Annotated in this window: 17 protein-coding genes, 1 tRNA gene and 3 pseudogenes; 11 read left to right on the forward strand and 10 right to left on the reverse strand. The window is 63.0% G+C overall.

All coding sequences use genetic code 11. The features are described from left to right. Positions 1-345: 345 nt before the first annotated feature. The 3 genes from AQUI_RS0112235 to AQUI_RS0112245 form a co-directional block, all read right to left on the reverse strand. Positions 346-1,011, reverse strand: coding sequence for an SIR2 family protein (locus AQUI_RS0112235; protein ID WP_027257774.1), 666 nt, complete (start codon positions 1,009-1,011; stop codon positions 346-348). Positions 1,012-1,292: 281 nt separating this feature from the next. After that, positions 1,293-1,368 (reverse strand) — tRNA-Ala (locus tag AQUI_RS0112240). Positions 1,369-1,554: 186 nt separating this feature from the next. Then, positions 1,555-1,881, reverse strand: coding sequence for a TIGR02300 family protein (locus AQUI_RS0112245; protein WP_027257775.1), 327 nt, complete (start codon positions 1,879-1,881; stop codon positions 1,555-1,557). A gap of 98 nt (positions 1,882-1,979) precedes the next feature. Between AQUI_RS0112245 and AQUI_RS0112250 the strand changes: the two genes are divergently transcribed. The 3 genes from AQUI_RS0112250 to AQUI_RS0112260 all read left to right on the forward strand — a co-directional run bounded on the left by AQUI_RS0112250 (position 1,980) and on the right by AQUI_RS0112260 (position 5,335). Beyond that, positions 1,980-2,666 carry a M48 family metallopeptidase gene (locus tag AQUI_RS0112250; RefSeq protein WP_027257776.1) on the forward strand — a complete coding sequence of 229 codons (687 nt, stop codon included), beginning with the start codon at positions 1,980-1,982 and terminating at the stop codon, positions 2,664-2,666. 85 nt (positions 2,667-2,751) lie between these two features. Then, positions 2,752-4,584, forward strand: a complete 1,833-nt coding sequence (locus tag AQUI_RS0112255; protein WP_027257777.1) for an adenylate/guanylate cyclase domain-containing protein — start codon at positions 2,752-2,754, stop codon at positions 4,582-4,584. Positions 4,585-4,681: 97 nt separating this feature from the next. Next, positions 4,682-5,335, forward strand: coding sequence for a GntR family transcriptional regulator (locus AQUI_RS0112260; protein WP_027257778.1), 654 nt, complete (start codon positions 4,682-4,684; stop codon positions 5,333-5,335). 244 nt (positions 5,336-5,579) lie between these two features. On the opposite strand, the pseudogene AQUI_RS27765 reads toward AQUI_RS0112260, so the two are convergent. Further along, positions 5,580-6,509: pseudogene (locus AQUI_RS27765) on the reverse strand (zinc-dependent alcohol dehydrogenase family protein). Positions 6,510-6,653: 144 nt separating this feature from the next. Here AQUI_RS27765 and AQUI_RS31915 point away from each other — a divergent pair. Both AQUI_RS31915 and AQUI_RS27770 read left to right on the forward strand, forming a co-directional pair. Further along, a pseudogene (locus AQUI_RS31915) lies at positions 6,654-6,716 on the forward strand (hypothetical protein); the annotation flags it as partial. A 4-nt stretch (positions 6,717-6,720) separates the two neighbouring features. Next, positions 6,721-7,059, forward strand: coding sequence for an Lrp/AsnC family transcriptional regulator (locus AQUI_RS27770; protein ID WP_245596912.1), 339 nt, complete (start codon positions 6,721-6,723; stop codon positions 7,057-7,059). Positions 7,060-7,253: 194 nt separating this feature from the next. On the opposite strand, the gene AQUI_RS31920 is transcribed toward AQUI_RS27770, so the two are convergent. Next, positions 7,254-7,703: a hypothetical protein gene (locus AQUI_RS31920; protein ID WP_245596913.1), complete on the reverse strand. Its 450-nt coding sequence runs from the start codon at positions 7,701-7,703 to the stop codon at positions 7,254-7,256. A gap of 25 nt (positions 7,704-7,728) precedes the next feature. Further along, a complete protein-coding gene (locus AQUI_RS31925) occupies positions 7,729-8,037 on the reverse strand; it encodes a hypothetical protein (protein WP_245596914.1) in 309 nt (102 codons plus the stop codon). A gap of 29 nt (positions 8,038-8,066) precedes the next feature. Here AQUI_RS31925 and AQUI_RS0112280 point away from each other — a divergent pair, with 29 nt between their 5' ends. Further along, entirely contained in the window at positions 8,067-8,480 is a 414-nt protein-coding gene (locus AQUI_RS0112280; protein WP_027257779.1) for a winged helix-turn-helix transcriptional regulator, read from the forward strand. On the opposite strand, the gene AQUI_RS0112285 is transcribed toward AQUI_RS0112280, so the two are convergent. After that, the gene (locus tag AQUI_RS0112285) at positions 8,477-9,439 is read right to left on the reverse strand and encodes an acetyl-CoA carboxylase carboxyltransferase subunit alpha (RefSeq protein WP_027257780.1); all 963 of its coding nucleotides are present in this window, start codon (positions 9,437-9,439) and stop codon (positions 8,477-8,479) included. The genes AQUI_RS0112280 and AQUI_RS0112285 overlap by 4 nt on opposite strands. A gap of 149 nt (positions 9,440-9,588) precedes the next feature. Between AQUI_RS0112285 and AQUI_RS27780 the strand changes: the two are divergent. Then, a pseudogene (locus tag AQUI_RS27780) lies at positions 9,589-10,398 on the forward strand (AraC family transcriptional regulator). A 3-nt stretch (positions 10,399-10,401) separates the two neighbouring features. On the opposite strand, the gene AQUI_RS0112295 reads toward AQUI_RS27780, so the two are convergent. After that, positions 10,402-10,998 carry a LysE family translocator gene (locus AQUI_RS0112295; RefSeq protein WP_027257781.1) on the reverse strand — a complete coding sequence of 199 codons (597 nt, stop codon included), beginning with the start codon at positions 10,996-10,998 and terminating at the stop codon, positions 10,402-10,404. Between the two features lie 72 nt (positions 10,999-11,070). Here AQUI_RS0112295 and AQUI_RS0112300 point away from each other — a divergent pair, with 72 nt between their 5' ends. Beyond that, a complete protein-coding gene (locus tag AQUI_RS0112300) occupies positions 11,071-11,523 on the forward strand; it encodes an Lrp/AsnC family transcriptional regulator (protein ID WP_027257782.1) in 453 nt (150 codons plus the stop codon). A gap of 271 nt (positions 11,524-11,794) precedes the next feature. Here the strand turns inward: AQUI_RS0112300 and AQUI_RS0112305 are convergent, their stop codons facing one another. Beyond that, positions 11,795-12,397, reverse strand: a complete 603-nt coding sequence (locus AQUI_RS0112305; RefSeq protein WP_027257783.1) for a hypothetical protein — start codon at positions 12,395-12,397, stop codon at positions 11,795-11,797. 66 nt (positions 12,398-12,463) lie between these two features. After that, on the reverse strand, positions 12,464-13,423 hold the full coding sequence (locus tag AQUI_RS0112310; RefSeq protein ID WP_027257784.1) for an L-malyl-CoA/beta-methylmalyl-CoA lyase: 960 nt from the start codon (positions 13,421-13,423) through the stop codon (positions 12,464-12,466). A gap of 220 nt (positions 13,424-13,643) precedes the next feature. Between AQUI_RS0112310 and AQUI_RS0112315 the strand changes: the two genes are divergently transcribed. The 3 genes from AQUI_RS0112315 to dgcA all read left to right on the forward strand — a co-directional run bounded on the left by AQUI_RS0112315 (position 13,644) and on the right by dgcA (position 17,147). Further along, positions 13,644-14,918 (forward strand): MFS transporter, encoded by a 1,275-nt coding sequence (locus AQUI_RS0112315; RefSeq protein ID WP_027257785.1) that lies wholly within the window; start codon positions 13,644-13,646, stop codon positions 14,916-14,918. A gap of 111 nt (positions 14,919-15,029) precedes the next feature. Continuing rightward, complete coding sequence (gene dgcN / locus AQUI_RS0112320) at positions 15,030-16,031, forward strand: N-acetyltransferase DgcN (RefSeq protein ID WP_027257786.1); 1,002 nt, start codon at positions 15,030-15,032, stop codon at positions 16,029-16,031. Positions 16,032-16,181: 150 nt separating this feature from the next. Beyond that, the gene (dgcA, locus tag AQUI_RS0112325) at positions 16,182-17,147 is read left to right on the forward strand and encodes an N-acetyl-D-Glu racemase DgcA (protein ID WP_027257787.1); all 966 of its coding nucleotides are present in this window, start codon (positions 16,182-16,184) and stop codon (positions 17,145-17,147) included. Positions 17,148-17,151 lie beyond the last annotated feature (4 nt).

A 17,151-nucleotide genomic window follows, 5' to 3' on the forward strand; every position in this document is an offset into this window, starting at 1 on the left:
AGCCGAACCCGACAAGTCGCTCAATGAGCCACGGGTTTGCAAAGGTCACTAACTGCAGCGAAACGGACGCGGGGTGATGCCCAGGTTGCAGGTGCAGCGAACGGCTGCAAAGTCCCGCATTTCGCTTCTTCAGCTTCCATGCCGTGAACGGACGATTTGAAATCCGCCCCTGAGTAGCCCCACTTGAGTGGTCCAAATTGAAAGTTAGTGCATGGTTGGCCGTTGGTCCATCGGGACGATGGCCTCTGGCGCAGTCGGGCGGTAGCCCAGAGCACTGTAGGCCCTATTGCCTTGCGCCCCACCATACTGCCGCGTTCTGGTTTGAAACCTTCCCGATCGACACACCTAAGTTGCTGATCCGTTCTGGTGGCCTGCCCGCAACAAGTGAATTTCATCTTTAAAGAAACGGGTTGCCCAACCTTCTGCAAGATAGGCCCGACCGAACTCGGCGCTCGACAATACGAACCCATCACCTTCAGACCCATCGTATTCTTCTCGCGCGCGGCCATGCAGGTAAACAATCCCGTGCAAGTCTCCGGGTCTTGCCGGGTCAGGCAGTCTAGGTGGTTGCCATGCTTCCAGCCCGCGCTCGCAATCATCAAACAATCGGTCGAAGTTAGTCGTTACCAGCTTCGCAACGCCGTCCTTGGTCGTAGCAAGGTCCAGAAGCAGATCATGTGCCCATAGGTCAACGCCTTCTTGAGGGGCAAGTGCTTGCGCAACTGCACGTTCTATATCGCGCTCTAGAAGATCAAACACACGGTCGGCTGAAATTAGTCCGGGCACGCCGGTTCGAGCTTCAATTTCGCGAGCTTCAGCAAGAATCTTGACTGAAGGAGAGTCGTCAGGAACGCCAAGCGTGTTCAGAACTTGGTTTGCCAGGCCGAAGAAGTCGGGCAACTGGGCCCTGGCACGAGAAACACCTGCGCCACAGAAGAAGACCACGCGTCCCTCATCAAGCGCAAGCAAGAGTTCATCCGGGATTTCGGGGCCACCTTCAATGACCTGCACTAGTTGACCCGCCTCTATTCTCCCAATAGTTGCGTATCGCTGTAACAGTGCCTATTCAATGACTTCATTCAATTGAGTTGACCGCTTTGCAAGGTCCACTTCGGAAGTTCCCGATCAAGCGAGACGCCTGTCCAGTGAACTTCAGTTTTGCGCCCATCATGTTCGTGGAAATCAAGTGGCCGTGCCAAGTGGAGTTGGTCTCCGATCAGCCACAAATCACCGCCAGAAGCAATATCTCTGACCAAAAAGGCAAATCAATCTGACGCTTTTCAATGAAGATTTGGTGGAGCCTAGGAGGATCGAACTCCTGACCTCCTGCATGCCATGCAGGCGCTCTCCCAGCTGAGCTAAGGCCCCAAACCTATCCGCTTTCCCGTGTCCACCCCGTCTCCGGTGCGGTCCGTCTTGCGGTGTGAGCGTCGTTTAAGGGACGGCGGCGCGGGCTGCAAGCGGAAAATGCGCCGGGTTTCAAACTTTTTTTCCGGCACCGCCGGCTGGCCGCCCGGGGAAGGCGAGGCGCTTCCCCGGGTGGCTGGAAATGCCTTAGGAATCGTCCTCGGGGGTCGACATGTCGGCAATCTCGTCCAGCGGAACGTTGTCCTCGTCATCGTCGTCGTCCAGAACATCATCGCCCAGATCAACATCGACGTCGTCGTCATCTTCCAGAACCGCGTCATTCCCTTCGAGGTTCTCTTTGGCCTTCAGGGTGGCCGCATCTTCGGCATCAGCCTCGATCATGCGGGTCTTGCCGGTGTCCAGCTCGACAGCCTCGCCCGTGTAGGGGCTGACAACCGGGTTCTTGTTCAGGTCATAAAAGCGCTTGCCAGTGGTGGGGCAGACGCGCTTTACACCCCATTCTTCCTTGGGCATGTGGATCCCCTTGATTTACTGGTGAGTCGTATCGACGATTCCGGTGCCTTGCCATATGAGGGTGGCACTGTCAAAGCCTTTGCCGGAAAGGGGCGCCTATGGCCGAACATCACCTGCCCGGAAATCCGCCGGTGCCGCTGACGCTGCGGCGGTCGGCGCGGGCGCGGCGGATCAGCCTGCGGATCTCCTCGCTGGACGGGCGGGTGACACTGACCCTGCCCAAAAGCCTGCCGGAACGCGCCGCCCTTGCCTTTGCCGAGGAGAAGGCGGACTGGATCCGGTCGCATCTGGAAAAGCATCCCGAGGCGGTGGAAGCGGAGTTTGGCACGGTGTTGCCGGTTGATGGCCAGAACCGGGTGGTTGAGCGCGCGCCGGGGCGCCGTATCCAGCTGGATGCGGGCCGTATTGCGGTTCCGGGGGACAGTCCGGGGCGGGTTTTGCAGCGTTACCTGAAGGAGCTGGCACGCAACCGGCTGGCCGAGGCGTCGGATTTCTATGCTGCCCGGCTGGGCAAGGGTTACAGCCGCCTGACCCTGCGCGACACCCGGTCGCGCTGGGGGTCCTGCACCGCCGATGGCGGGCTGATGTATTCCTGGCGGCTGATCCTGGCGCCGCCCGCAGTGCTGCGTTATGTCGCCGCCCACGAGGTGGCGCATCTGCAGGAAATGAACCACTCGGCAGCATTCTGGGCGGTAGTGGAACGCCTCTATGGCCAATACGAGCCGCCGCGCAGCTGGCTGCGCGAAAACGGCGCCGGCCTGCACCGTTACCGGTTCGGCGAATAGCGGCAAGGCTTTGACCCTGCCGATGCGCGGGCTAGCCTCTTGGCAGGTACCTGTTTCCAGTTTCCCCGGTTCTTGAGGCTTGCCCGTGTCAGACAAACCGCAACGACGCCTTGCTGCCATTTTCGTGCTGGATGTCTCTGGCTTCAGCCGGTTGATGGCCGAAGATGAGGCCGGCACGTTGAACCAGGTTCTGGCGCAGCAGCAAAGCCTGATTGCTCCGGCGATCCGCAGCCACGGGGGCCGGATCATCAAGCTGATGGGCGACGGGGTGCTGGCGATTTTTCCCAGCGTGATCTCGGCAGTGGAGGCGGCAGCCGGGATCCAGGCCGCCGCCGCCCGCAACCGGCATCTGCAGCTTCGGATCGGTATCACTCTGGGTGAAGTGCTGATTGCCCAGGGCGATATCTATGGCGACGATGTCAATATCGCCGCCCGGCTGGAGGCTTTGGCACCGCTTGGCGGGGTGGCCCTATCGGCTGAAGCATATGGCCAGGTGCGGGGCCGCATTCCTTATGCGTTCGAGGACCTGGGCCTTCATGAGGTCAAGAACATTCCCGAGCCTGTGCAGGTGTATGTGCTCGGCGACGAGCTGACCTCGCTGCCCGGTCTGCACCCGGTCGCTGCACCAGAGAAAGCGGTCCAGGCAGCTTCGCCGCCGCGCCGGCGGGCAGGGCGGCCTGTGTGGCTGGCGCTGGCTGCGTTTACGGTCCTGGCTGCGGCGGGCGGCGGCTGGTGGGCGGCGGGTATGCCGGGTCTGCATGGGGCGGGCCAGGCCGCCAGCGGGGCGGAGCAGGCGCGGCCTCTGGTTGCCGTGCTGCCTTTCACGGCGGCCTCGGCATCTCCTGAACTGGCCCAGGCGCTCACCGGCGAGGTGATCCGCGCTCTTGCCGCGGTTCCCGGCCTGGCAGTGGTGGCCCCGGCCAGCAGCCGGGCGGCGGCCGGACTGCCGCAGAACCAGGCGGCGAAACTGCTGGGAACAGAGTTTCTGGTCAGCGGCCACATGCCTGCCGCTCCATTGCAGGGGATCCGGCTGGATATCCGCAGCCCGTCCGGGCAGGCAACCCTGCCGCCCCGCCCGCAAACCAGCCTGTCCGCGGTGGCGTCCGCGGTGGCGGCTGATATCCTCAGTTCCTTCAGTCAGCCCATGCGTAAGGTTGCGGCGTCGCCGGTGCCGGACCAGGCGCTGATGCAGCTGCTGGCTGCGCGCAGCATGCTGGCGGCCGGACGGCAGCAAGAGGCCAGACTGGCCGTGCATCAGGCTTTGCTTCTGGTCCTGGGGCTGACAGAGGCACTTGTGCTGCAGGCGGAGCTTGACCTGGAGTTGCTGACCGGCCCGCTGGCCAGCCTGCCGCAGCGCTCTGCCAAAGCGGCACAGCAGCTGGAGGGGCTGCCGGAGACACCCGGCACTTTGCGCATTCGCGCTCTTGCGGCGCAGTTCAGTGGCGCGCCGGACATGGCCTTGACCCATGCGCGGACGCTCGAACGCTCTTTCCCAAACGACGCAGATGGCCATCTGTTGCGGGCCTGGCTGCTGCAGATGGAGGGGCAGGGCACAGCCGCAGAGGCCGCCTATGCCACCGCTCTGCGGCTCAATCCGGTGCCGCCAGCGCTATACCGCAGCTTGCGTGCGTCAATGCTGTTTGATGCCGGGCAGGAGGAGGCCGCCGTTGCCTCAGCCAGCGAAGCACTGGCGCTGGAGCCGCGGGCGCAGCTGGCCCAGGCGGTGCTTTGCGCCGGGCTGGCTACGCTGGGCCGCTTTGACGAGGCTGGCAGCGCCTGCGCCCAGCTGCAGGCGGAGGGGCTTACGCTGGATCAAGCAGCGGGCGCCTTTCCCTATGGTTCCAGGGCCGGACCCGGCAGCCCTTTGCAACGGCTGCGCACCGGGTTCAGCCTGGCGGGGCTACCCGGCCGGCCGTGACGCGCTGCTCCGGACCTGCGGCCCGTGCCCGCAAATTGTGATCACACGCGCGGATCTGTCCGCTTGACCGCGGCTCAATTTGTGATCACTTGAGGGGATGAACCTGACTGCCCGCTCTCCCCAGGACGCTGCCGCCCCGGCCCACGACCGCGTCTACCGCGCTTTGCGCACCCGTATCATGCATGGCGAAATCACTCCTGGCGCAGCGCTGACGCTGCGCGGCATCGGCCGCGAATTCGACGTCTCCATGACGCCTGCGCGCGAGGCTGTCCGGCGGCTCGCCGCCGAGGGCGCGCTGTTTCTGTCGTCGTCGGGGCGGGTGTCGACGCCGGAACTCACCAACGAACGGATCGAGGAGCTGGCCGCCCTGCGCGCGCTCCTGGAGGTGGAGCTGTCTAGCCGCGCCCTGCCGCGCGCGCATATGGCCCTGATCGACCGGCTGCAAATGATCAATGGAACGGTGGCCGAGATGGTCACCAAGCGCGACGCGGTCGGGTATATCCGCACCAATCTGGAGTTCCACCGCACCCTGTACCTGCGCGCCCAGGCGCCGGCCATGCTGGCAATGGCCGAGACCGTCTGGCTGCAGCTGGGCCCCACCATGCGGGCGCTTTACGGCCGGTTGCGCCGCACCGATCCGCCGCAAAACCACCGCCTGATCATCGCGGCGCTGAAAGCTGGGGATGAACCGGGCTTGCGTTTGGCAGTGCGCTCGGACGTGACCCAGGGTCTGCGGCTCCTGACCGGGTAGGTCTGTGTCCCAATCATGCTGGCATGTACGAGGGCGGAAGCACTCCCGCCTGTTCGGGGCAATTTGAAAACTGCCCTCACAGTTGGGCGTGGCCCGGCGCCGTGGCGCCGGGCCACGCCCAAGGCTGCCAGCGGCACTGGCAAAGCCGGTGCCGCGCGGGCGCGGGAGGGCCTGCATGAGCCGAAGTCGCCAAGTTCTAAAGGTCCGCTCTGCGTCGAGGCTGTGCAAGCCTTGGCCAGCCCGCTCAGAACCGGGTGATTGTGGTGGCGCCTACGGATTGGAACCGGTCCATTTCCATCAGTGAAGCTAGCGATTGCTCCAAGCTGATTTCCTGGCCGACCAGCCGGCCGGGCGCCAGCTTGCCGGATTGCACCATGTCCAGCATTGCACCGTAGCGATGAGCCTGCATGCCATGGCTGCCAAGGATCTCCAGTTCATCCGCGATCACCCGCGCCATCGGAATCTGCGGCGTGCTGTGATCCGCCCGTATCAGCCCCACTTGCACATGCTTGCCGCGCTTGCGCAGGCAATTGACCGAATTGAAGCAGGTTTCCGGATGCCCCTAGCGCGTCCAGCGACACATGCGCCCCGCCGCGGGAGATCTCCCGCACCGCTTCTGCCGCATCCGCGACGGTGCTGGCATCGACCCCGGCAACCGCGCCCAGGCTGCGGGCCAGTGCTAGCTTCTCCTCGGATATGTCGACAGCGATCACATTGGCGCCAAGTGCGGTGGCGATCATCACCGCCGACAGCCCAACGCCGCCGCAGCCGTGCACCGCCACCAGGTTCAAATCCGCATGATGGATGGACACATATTCGGCAAAAGACCCCCAATGGGTAAAGCCGGGCTGGAATTGGCTGTGGCAGACCTGTTGATGGCCGGCGTGGCACTCCAGGCAGGCGCCGCAGCCGCCGGCGAAAGGCACGGTCACCCGGTCGCCGGGATTCCACTTGCTGACATCCCTTCCAGCCGCCGCAACCGTGCCCGCCAATTCGTGGCCCGGCACATGCGGCAGGGTGATATCCGCATCATGCCCCATCCAGCCATGCCAGTCGCTGCGGCAAACGCCGGTTGCCTCAACCTTGACCACCACGCCGTGGGGCGCCGGAGACGGATCCGGCAGCGAAACCACTTCCGTGTTTCACCAAAGCGTTCATAGAGCACAGCTTTCATCGCGTCAGGTTCCTTTGGCCTTTGCAGGAGACAAGGCTTTTTAGCAGGCGACTGCCGGGGGAGCCATTCTGCTGCCTCTACGATTCTGGAAAAATCCGGCGTAGTCTTTCCAGAAATGCCACTGTTTAGCAGGAGTCTTCCGCTGTGGAACAGATTGACAAGATAGATGCCCGTATCCTGGATTGCCTTCAGCGCGATGGCAGACTGTCCAATGCCAAGCTGGCGGAACGGCTGTTGCTCAGTGAACCGCCGCGCGCTGGGGTTCGGAGTGATGGCCTTTGTTCAGCTCAGCTGCACTGAGCATGACGCGGCCGCGACAGCTAACTTCCAGCACGCCATCGAGGCCAGCCCGAATGTGCTGGCCTGCCACAATACAACCGGGGATGCGGATTTTCTGCTGCTGGTGGTGGCGCGCGACCTGGATGAATACAGCCGTTTCGTTGAAACCGTGCTGCGTCGGTTGCCGGGGGTGTCGGGGATTAAGTCCAGCCTGTCCTTGAGGGAGCTGAAATCGTCCAGTCATTTGCTGGTAAGCGATCTGCGGACTTGAACAGCGCTGGCCTGCGCAGATAGCTCCCGACAGGCGGCTCCCGCCTGCGCAGGCCTGCCTGACAGGCAGACCTTTGCAGTTGGGCCCGGCCCGGTGCCGGGGCGCCGGGCCGGGCCCAAGGCCGCCAGCGGCGGCGGCGGCCGGCGATGTCAGGGGGACCCGCTGCCTGTACCCTAATGGTTAGGCTCGCCTGATCACGCGCCGCTGCCGGTGTAATAGGGTGAGTTCATTGCCTGGCTCGCCGCCTTGGTGACCGAGGCATCAAAGACCCTTGTGTAAAAGGCGCAGCCCAGTTCCGCCGCAGTTTCCGGGAACAGGTTCAGCGCAAAATCCAGTGCAGTGTCCAGCGTGTCAAAGGCGTCGAACCCGCCCAGAGTCCGGGTCTGCAGCCCGCTCAGCCAAACCTTGTTCTGTAGACCCGGCAGCATTTTCAGCGCCGCGTTGCGCGCTTTCCAGGGGGCTTCCTCAAACGGCACGGACAGTTGCAGTTCGGTGTACACAAACGCCCCTGGTGCCGCAGCCCCGCTGTTGTAATGCGCCGCACCCATATCGCGGCTGGCCGCGGCGGTGGCCTCGGCGTCAAACACCCGCGTGTTGTGCGCCACGCCAAAGCTGCGCGGCTCGTCTGGGAAATAGCCAGTCACGAATTTGCGGGCGTTTTCAATGTTGTCAAAGGCGTAAAAGCCGCCAATGGAGTTGTTGCCGGATCGCGGCGTTGATTTCCTGCAGCGGCACCTGGTCGAACGGCACCGAGATGGCAACTTCGGTATAGACAAAGGCTTTTGGGGTCATGGCAATTTCCTGTGTTTTGGCAAGTGAAGGCAGCAGCATCGCCCCGGCTGAGGCCGCAAGCAGCTGGCGGCGGGACATCCGGGATCGGTCGCGGAAGGCCGCGTTGTTTTGGTCGTGGGACATGTTGGCTCCGGTTTGATAACTTGCATTTTGCAAGTTGATAGGGGTTTGCATGATGACTTGCATATTGCAAGTATAAAAACTACCAAGAGTTCATGACACGCAAACACAGCAAATATGAATCCGGCTGCCCGGTGGCCTATGCCCTTGATATCTTCGGCGACCGCTGGGGCCTTCTGGTGATCCGCGACATGGCGGTCAAAGGTGCGCGCACCTACGGCGAGCTTCAAAACGGATGGGAAGGGATATCGACCAACATCCTGGCGCAGCGGCTGAAGCAGCTGGAGGAAGCCGGCATCCTGAGCAAAAGCAAGGATCCGGAAAACGGCCGCAGCTATATCTACGCGCTCACGCAAAAAGGCCGGGATCTGGCGCCAGTACTGGCAGATATCGCCCTGTGGAGCGCCAAATACAACAAAGCCGGCCATGCAATGACCGGCTTCAGTGACAAAGTGCGGGCGGACCGGGACGGCGTTATCACCCGGATCCGCGCAGGTAAGCTGCCTTAGGCCGCCAGACCCTTGGAGCCGATGTCCAGGAACTTCTGGCGCCGGTCCTTGATCAGCTCGTCTGCGGTCTTGCCCTTCAGCTCGTCCAGCATATCCTGGATCGCGCCGCTGACCGACGCCATCGCCGCTTTGGCATCGCGGTGCGCGCCGCCCAGCGGTTCCGGGATGACCCGGTCGTTGACACCCAGTTTTTGCAGGTCCTGCGCAGTCAAACGCAGCGCTTCCGCCGCTTCCCGCATCTTCTCGGCATCCTTCCACAAGATCGACGCGCAGCCTTCGGGGCTGATCACCGAATAGACCGAATGCTCCAGCATCGCCACCCGGTTGGCCGAGGCAAAGGCCACCGCACCGCCCGAGCCGCCCTCGCCGATAATCACCGAGATCAGCGGCACGCCGATCTTCAGGCACATCTCGGTTGAGCGCGCTATCGCCTCAGACTGGCCGCGCTCCTCGGCACCTTTGCCGGGGTAGGCGCCGGCGGTGTCCACCAGGGTGATCACCGGCAGCTTGAAGCGGCTGGCCATTTCCATCAGCCGGATTGCCTTGCGGTAACCCTCAGGCCGGGCCATGCCGAAATTGCGCTCGATCCGCGACTTGGTGTCGGAGCCTTTTTCATGGCCGATCACCACAATCGGCTGGTCGTTGAAGCGCGCCAGGCCGCCCATCACCGCCAAGTCGTCGGCAAAGTTCCTATCGCCGGCCAGTGGCGTGTATTCGGTGAACAGCGCGTCGATATAGTCCTGGCAATGAGGGCGCTCGGGATGGCGCGCCACCTGGCATTTGCGCCAGGGGGTCAGATCCTTGTAGAGATCCTGCAGCAGCTGCGCCGCCTTGGCGTCCAGCGCCGCGGCCTCATCCGCCACATCCATTTCCTCATTCGCGCGCGCCAGCGCCCGCAGCTCCTCCGCCTTGCCTTCGATTTCGGCCAGCGGTTTTTCGAATTCCAGATACTGGGTCATATCGCCTCTGCTCAGCGGGTTTGCCGTTATATGGCCTTAGCAGCGCCAAGATGCAACTCAGCAAGATTTGTGATCTGCTGCCATGGCAAGAGGGAAGAGCAGAGAGCGCAGGGGAGGCACCGCTAATGGCCGCCAGTTAGGAAGACCGGATCCTGCGGGTTCTGGCCTATATCCACGGCAACACCGACGGCGATCTGTCGCTGGACCGGCTCGCGGATGTGGCGGCGATGTCGCGGTTTCACTGGCACCGGGTGTTCCGCGCCCTGACCGGCGAGACCTGCGCCCAGGCCGTGCTCCGCATCCGGCTGCACCGTGCCGCTGGCTGGCTGGTGCAAGGGGACATGCCCATCGCACAGGCTGCGGCCCGTGCAGGCTATCCCAACCTGAACAGATTCTCCCGTGCGTTCTCTAATGCTTACGGCAGCAGCCCGGCGGCCTTCCGGCGGCAGGGGCAGATCCGGCTGCCGAACCCAACCCTCAGAACAGGAAGCTACCCGATGCATGACGTGATCATCCGAACAGACCCCGCCCGCCGCCTGGCCGGCCTGCCGCACAAGGGCGCCTAAATGGAAATCGGCAAAAGCTTTGAAGCCTTTGGCGCGATCTGTGAAAGCCGCGGGCTCTGGCCGCAGGTGGGCGCGGTGCTGGGGGTCTATTTCGACAGCCCGGAAGAGGTGGCAGAGGCGGACCTGCTCAGTTTTGCGGGCGCTGAGTTTGCCGGTGATGCGATTCCCGAAGGTATGGAGGAAGTCACCCTGCCGGGCGGCAAGGCTGCGGTGCTCACCTGCAAGGGGCCGTATTCCGGCATCCAAACCGCTTATCACAGCCTGTTCGGCAATTGGCTGCCGCAGTCAGGCGAGGAACCCGCGGATCAGCCCTGTTACGAGATCCACCTCAACAACCCGCGCGGCACCGCGCCCGAGGAGCTGCTGACCGAAATCTGCCTGCCGCTTAAGTGACCGCTACTGCTGCAGCAGGATTGCCGCCAGCGAGGCCAGCAGCACCGCGGCCATGGTCCAATTGAACGCCCGCAGCTGTGCGGGCCGGGTCAGCAGCCGCCGCAGCTGCTGGCCCAGCATGGTCCAGGTCGAGGCAGAAAAACAGCCGATCAGCAAATAGGTGCCGGAGACCCACAGAATGGCGCTCAGGTCGCGGCTGGCCGCATACAGCGTGATTGCCCCCAGCGCCATCGCCCAGGCTTTGGGATTGACCCATTGAAAGGCGCAGGCCTGCACAAAGCTCAGGGGCCTACCTTCGGCCCCGCCCTCCCGGGGCGGCGCGGCATTGGCGATCTTCCAGGCCAGCCACAGCATATAGGCTACCGACAGCACTGTCATCACCGGGGTCAGCACCGGGAAAGCGTCAAACAGATGCATCACCCCCAGCCCGACTGGAAGGATCATCAGCGGAAAGCCGAACGCTACACCCAGCAAGTGCGGAATTGTCTTGTGAAAGCCGAAATTGGCCCCCGATGCCATCAGCATCAGGTTGTTGGGGCCGGGCGTGAAGACCGTGCCAAAGACAAAACCGGCCAGCGCAAGAAGGAGTTCGTAGGTCATTTGCAAAGGATTACGCCAAAAGCACCAAATGAAATTGCGTTTTGCAGCGCCTCTCGTCTAATTTCGCAATCAATGGCGAAGAATGATAAGATAAACCAGCAAATATTGCAGGAACTCACCGGCGATGGAAGGATCAGCAATCTGGACCTGGCGGAGCGTGTGGGTCTTTCGCCCTCCGCCTGCCTGCGCCGGGTGCAGGAACTGGAGCGTGCCGGCGTCATCACCGGTTACCGCGCGGTCTTGGATCGGCAGAAGCTGGGTGTGGGCTTTGCTACCTATATCGGCGTGGGTCTGGGAGAGCACACCAAAGAGGCGCAGGAGGCTTTCGAGCGCGCCATGCAGGCCGCACCGGAGGTGGTTGAGTGCCACAATATCACCGGTACCATCGAATACCTGCTGCGCGTGGAATGCGCCGACCTTCCCAGCTACAAGAAATTCCATACTGATATCCTGGGTACGTCTCCTTATGTCACGGCGATTACCACCTATGTGGTGATGGGCTCGCCCAAAGACTTGCGGGCGTGATCCCTGGCTGGCTTTGGATTTTGAGTATTTGTAAAAAGGTGAAGCAAGTGGTCTCTTCATCTTTTTCTTAAATACTCACTGCACAGCGCTGCCGCGAAGACAGCGGCCCAAGGCGTTGCGTAACCTGCGCACGCGCCATTTACGCGGTTTGGGCGTTTCATGGCAGTCTTGCCGTTGATCGCGATCACGTGCCGGGGCTTGGCTTCCCGGCAGGCTTGGAACCGGCAGGGCAAGCGCCTTGGCTGGTAAAACACCATGGCTTGCCAGCGCTCTATCGCGGCTCCAGCAAAGCCCGCAACGCCATCTCCGGCGAGGCCAGCACTGGCACCTGTGTCTGCGCCCGCAGCAGAGCTGCCGCCCCGGCCATCGAGGCTTGCGCCAGCACAACGCAGCCAAACGTGCCATTCTTCAGCGCCAGTGCGATGCTTTCTGCTATGGCCGCAGAAAAATCCGTGTCGGCGCCCGTTTCAAACAGCGGCCAGTGCTGTCCTAGAAACAACGGGGCCAGTTGCGGATCACGCCTGCCAAAGGCGCGCCGCAGCAATGCCTCCGAGGGTTCTGCCGTGCTGTCCAGGCAATAGGTCAACAGAACCGGCCCGCCGATCCGCGCCGCCTCCTGCATCATCGGCCAGTCGATGCGGATGGCGCCTGCTTCCTCTGCCACCGGACCAAGGGTGGTACAGGTGCACAGCACCGGGCCGTAAGCCTCGGTGACGGCCGCAGCAATCTCTGCCCTCAGGTCCGCGCCAATGCCATCCCGCGCCCGTGCCAGCCAATCACTGCGCACTTGCTGGTTAAGATCCGCTTCGGGTGCCAGGGCCCGGAAGGTCCTCGCGTGCACTTCTGCCGTATGCAGCAAAGTCAAATCTGTCATCAAACCCTCCAAACGAGAAAGGCGCCCCATCGGGACGCCTTTGCAATCTGTCTATGCGAACTGGCGTCAGCTGCCCGCAATCAGTTCGGCCTGCGCCACAATCACCTCAGCCTGTTTGATCGAGGCGATATCGACAAGACGGCCCTTGTAGACGGTCGCGCCGGCACCCGACGCCTTGGCCTCTTCCATCGCCGCCAGGATCTCGCGGGCTTCCGACACAGCCTCATCCGAGGGGGTGAAGACCTGATTGGCCAGCGCGATCTGGCTTGGGTGAATCGCCCATTTGCCGACCATGCCCAAAGTCGCGGACCGTTTCGCCTGCGCGACATAGCCGTCTTCATCCGAGAAATCGCCGAATGGCCCGTCCACCGGCAGGATGCCATGGGTGCGGCAGGCGGCGACAATAGCGGCTTGCGCCCAATGCCAGGGATCGGACCAATGCTTCTGGCCCTCGCGGATCATGTAGTAATTCTCCTGCGTCCCGCCGATGCCGGTGGTCTGCATCCCCATCGAGGCGGCGAAATCCGCAGCGCCCAGCGACATCGCCTGCAGCCGGGGGGAGGATTTGGCGATGTCCTCGGCATGGGCAATGCCTGCTGCCGACTCGATGATCACCTCGAAAGAAATCGGCTTGGTCCGGTCTTTGGCACGCTCAATCGCGGTGACCAGGGCGTCGACAGCATAGACGTCCTCGGCGCAGCCCACCTTGGGGATCATGATCTGGTCGAGCCGGTCGCCCGCCTGTTCCAGAATGTCCACCACGTCGCGGTACCAGTAGGGGGTGTCGAGCCCGTTGATCCGCACCGACAGATACTTGCTGCCCCAGTCGACGCCGTTGATCGCCTCGATCACATTGGCGCGGGCCTGTTCCTTGTCAGAGGGCGCCACCGAATCCTCAAGATCCAGGTTGATCACGTCAGCCGCCGAAGCCGCCATCTTCTCGAACAGTTTGACTTTGGAGCCGGGGCCGAACAGCTGGCAGCGGTTGGGGCGCGCCGGAGCGGCGGGCTGGATGCGGAAGGACATGCGGAAACCTCCTGGGTAAGGAAATTGCAGAATTTTCGCCCTTCGGGTTATTAAATTGCGCGCTTGCTTGCAAGTGGATTTTGCACTTGCGGCACGAAACGCCGCGTTGCGGCAATCCCGTTTGCGCCTTTTCCGTCGCAAACCCGCGCGAAACAACCGTCGGCATGCTGCATTGCGCAAGAAAAGACACGGGCGCAGATCCGTGCGGAAAAGGAGTTTCATGAAACGCGCTTTGATCGACAATTGGGCTCTGTTTCTAGGCATGCTGCTGCTGATGGTCGGCAACGGGCTGCTGGTCACGCTGCTGACGATCCGCGGCTCAACACTGGGGTTCACGGATCTCGAAATTTCCGTCATGCAGGCCTGCTATCCGCTGGGGGCGCTGGCCGGAACCATGCTGACCCCGGGGCTGATCGAGAAGGTCGGCCATATCCGGGTGTTTTCGGCGCTGGCGTCGATGGTCTCGGTGGCGGCGATTGCCCATCTGCTGACCTCAGACCCGGTCAGCTGGGCAGCGATGCGCCTGCTGGCGGGCTTTTGTTTTCCGGGCCTCTACGTGATCACCGAAAGCTGGCTCAATGCCAAGTCGGAAAACCGGATCCGGGCGCAGGTGCTGTCGGTCTATTTCATCATCCAGACGGCGGGGCCGGCGCTGGGCACCGCGATGGTCGGCCTGCCGGATCCCAGCGGCAACCTGCTGTTCGGTGTCACCTCGATCCTGTTGTCGGTGGCCATTGTGCCGCTTTTGCTGTCCAACATCCGGGCACCGGACTACTCGGCGCCGGACCGGATGCCGGTGACGCGGCTGTACAAAGTGTCGCCGATGACGGTCCTGGGCATCGTTATCATGGGGGCGGGGGTGGTGGCCTGGTACATCAGCCTGCCGCTCTATGCGCTGCAGAACGGGTTCAGCGAGGCACAGGCCTCGGGCGCGCTGGTGATTGCGCTTGTCGCCTCGGCGCTGGTGCAATACCCGGTCGGCTGGCTGTCGGACCGCACTGACCGGCGTTATGTGGTGATCGCGCTGTCGGGGATCTCGGCGGTGGTTGCGCTGTGGATGGCGGTGGACACGGCGCCGTCGCGCATTGTGGTCGGTTTTTCGGTTATCGCTGCAACCACGCTGCCGATCTATTCGATCCTGGCGGCCCACGCCAACGACCAGCTGCAGCCGGGGCAGGTGGTGCCGGCCAGCGGCACCATGGCGTTCCTGCTGCAGCTGGGGCAGTTTTTCGGCATCCTGATCGGGCCAAACATGATCAGCGTCGCAGACGGGCGGGGGCTGCAATACCTGTTGATCGGGGTCGGTGTGACCGTGGCGCTGATCGCCATTGCGCGGCGCGCGACCTCAGAGGCGCCCGAGGACACCGGCGAATTCCAGGCCATGGGTGTGATCGGCGTGGCGCAGCCGGGTGTGCTTCAGGCGGAATCATGGGCGGAAGAGGAGGAAACGTCTGTAAGTAGTGGCGGTCACGAAGAATCTTCGGAAATTCGGTAAATATCGCGAAGAAAATCGCGCATGGAGGGTGTTCCTGCGCGATTTCGAGAGGACTTTGCGCGAAATTAGCCCGATTTTAGCACGACTAATTTAACTCGAAGGATGAGCGCGATGATCGAGACCCCTTATCTGCTGTTCCTGGGCGACGCGCCTGACATGCTGGCCGCCAAGGTTGCCATCGGCATCCGCGACTGGCGACCGGACCACGCCGTTGGCCAGATCCGCCTGCCGGGCTGCGGCGCCGACCTGGGCCTGACCGAAATGACCCTGGCGGAAGCCAAGGAAGCCGGCGCCAAGACGCTGGTGATCGGCGTGGCCAATCGCGGCGGTGTGATTTCGCCCGCATGGAAAGAGGTGCTGATCGCGGCGCTGGAAATGGGCTATGACATCGCTTCGGGCCTGCACAATCTGCTGCGTGACGAGGGCGACCTGGTGGCGGCAGCCCAGACCCACGGCGGAACCCTGCATGATGTGCGCGTTCCCACTGTCGGCTACCCGATTGCCAATGGTGTGAAGCGCAAAGGCAAGCGTTGCCTGGCTGTCGGCACCGACTGTTCGGTCGGCAAGATGTACACCGCCTTGGCGATGGATGCCGAGATGCAGCAGCGTGGCATGAAATCGACCTTCCGCGCCACTGGCCAGACCGGCATCCTGATCACCGGCCACGGCGTGCCGTTGGACGCGGTCATTGCCGACTTCATGGCAGGTTCGATCGAATACCTGACCCCGGACAACGACGATGACCACTGGGACCTGATCGAAGGCCAGGGCTCGTTGTTCCACGTGTCCTACTCGGGTGTCACCATGGCGCTGGTGCACGGCGGCCAGCCGGATGCGCTGATCCTGTGCCATGAGCCGACCCGCACCCATATGCGCGGCTTGCCGGATTATGACGTGCCGAGCCTGGAAGAGCTGAAAGCCGTGGCCCTGCCGTTGGCGCAGCGCGCCAACCCGGCTTGCAAAGTTGTCGGTGTCTCGGTGAACACGCAGCACCTGTCCGAGGATGAGGCGGTCAAGTATCTGGCGGAAGTTGAAGAGCGGATGGGCCTGCCCGCCGTCGACCCGTACCGTCACGGTGCCGGCCGCCTGGTGGACGCGCTGGCTGTAGTCTGATCTAACAGCCCCGCCGGAGGTGCTTGCTTTGCGGGCAGGAGCCTCCGGCGGGAGTATTTTTGAAAAGATGAAAGCGCCGGAGCCGGATTTTCCGGGCGTCCGGCTGAGGTTAGCCGCCAGTTGCGGAGAACCGGTGGAAAGGGCTGCTTCATGAACATTACCGTCACTTCTGACGTCTTTAAACTGGCGCAGGTCTTTACCATCTCGCGCGGCTCGCGCACCGAAGCGAAGGTGCTGACCGTCAAGATGGAGAAGGAGGGCGTTACAGGCTGGGGCGAATGCGTGCCTTATGCTCGTTACAACGAGACGCTGGACAGCGTGACCGCCGAGATCGAAGGGCTGCCTGCTGATTTCACCCGCGCAGAGCTGCAATCGCTGCTGCCCGCCGGTGCCGCGCGCAACGCGGTTGACTGCGCGCTGTGGGATCTGGAGGCCAAGCAGGCGGGGAAACGTGTCTGGGAATTGGCCGGGCTGGAAGCGCCTGGGCCGGAGATCACCGCCTACACCCTGTCGCTGGACACAGCCGAGAAGATGCAGGCGCAAGCTGCAGAGAACGCCTTCCGCCCTCTGTTGAAGATCAAGCTGGGCACGCCCGATGACATGCCGCGGCTGGAAGCCGTGCGCGCCGGCGCGCCGGACGCCAAGATCATCATCGACGCCAACGAGGGCTGGTCGGCCGAAGTTTATGCCGAACTGGCACCGCATCTGGTGCGGCTGGGCGTGGAACTGGTGGAGCAGCCGCTGCCCGCGGGCGAGGACGACGCGCTGATTGGCATGGAGCGTCCGGTGCCGGTCTGCGCCGACGAGAGCTGCCATGACCGGACCAGCCTGCCCAAGCTCAAAGGCAAATACGATGTGGTCAACATCAAGCTGGACAAGACCGGCGGCCTGACCGAGGCGCTGAAGCTGCGCGCGCAGGCGCTGGCTGAGGGCTATCAGGTGATGGTCGGCTGCATGGTTGGATCCTCGCTGGCGATGGCGCCCGCGACGCTTGTGGCGCAGGGTGCGGCGGTTACGGATCTTGACGGGCCGCTCTTGCTGGCCGAAGACCGCGAGGAACCTTTGACATTTGATGCCGAGGGCGTGCACCCGCCAGTGGCTGCACTCTGGGGCTGAGGAG

The organism is Leisingera aquimarina DSM 24565 (genome assembly GCF_000473165.1).
Lineage (GTDB): Bacteria > Pseudomonadota > Alphaproteobacteria > Rhodobacterales > Rhodobacteraceae > Leisingera > Leisingera aquimarina.

Excerpts from the sequence above, each read along its gene's own strand:
- AQUI_RS0112245 (WP_027257775.1), bottom strand. The coding sequence starts at position 1,881 with ATGCCCAAGGAAGAATGGGGTGTAAAGCGCGTCTGCCCCACCACTGGC.
- AQUI_RS0112250 (WP_027257776.1), top strand. The coding sequence starts at position 1,980 with ATGGCCGAACATCACCTGCCCGGAAATCCGCCGGTGCCGCTGACGCTG.
- AQUI_RS0112260 (WP_027257778.1), top strand. The coding sequence starts at position 4,682 with ATGAACCTGACTGCCCGCTCTCCCCAGGACGCTGCCGCCCCGGCCCAC.
- AQUI_RS27770 (WP_245596912.1), top strand. The coding sequence starts at position 6,721 with ATGCCAAGCTGGCGGAACGGCTGTTGCTCAGTGAACCGCCGCGCGCTG.
- AQUI_RS31925 (WP_245596914.1), bottom strand. The coding sequence starts at position 8,037 with ATGCAAGTCATCATGCAAACCCCTATCAACTTGCAAAATGCAAGTTAT.
- AQUI_RS0112280 (WP_027257779.1), top strand. The coding sequence starts at position 8,067 with ATGACACGCAAACACAGCAAATATGAATCCGGCTGCCCGGTGGCCTAT.
- AQUI_RS0112285 (WP_027257780.1), bottom strand. The coding sequence starts at position 9,439 with ATGACCCAGTATCTGGAATTCGAAAAACCGCTGGCCGAAATCGAAGGC.
- AQUI_RS0112295 (WP_027257781.1), bottom strand. The coding sequence starts at position 10,998 with ATGACCTACGAACTCCTTCTTGCGCTGGCCGGTTTTGTCTTTGGCACG.
- AQUI_RS0112300 (WP_027257782.1), top strand. The coding sequence starts at position 11,071 with ATGGCGAAGAATGATAAGATAAACCAGCAAATATTGCAGGAACTCACC.
- AQUI_RS0112305 (WP_027257783.1), bottom strand. The coding sequence starts at position 12,397 with ATGACAGATTTGACTTTGCTGCATACGGCAGAAGTGCACGCGAGGACC.
- AQUI_RS0112310 (WP_027257784.1), bottom strand. The coding sequence starts at position 13,423 with ATGTCCTTCCGCATCCAGCCCGCCGCTCCGGCGCGCCCCAACCGCTGC.
- AQUI_RS0112315 (WP_027257785.1), top strand. The coding sequence starts at position 13,644 with ATGAAACGCGCTTTGATCGACAATTGGGCTCTGTTTCTAGGCATGCTG.
- dgcN (WP_027257786.1), top strand. The coding sequence starts at position 15,030 with ATGATCGAGACCCCTTATCTGCTGTTCCTGGGCGACGCGCCTGACATG.
- dgcA (WP_027257787.1), top strand. The coding sequence starts at position 16,182 with ATGAACATTACCGTCACTTCTGACGTCTTTAAACTGGCGCAGGTCTTT.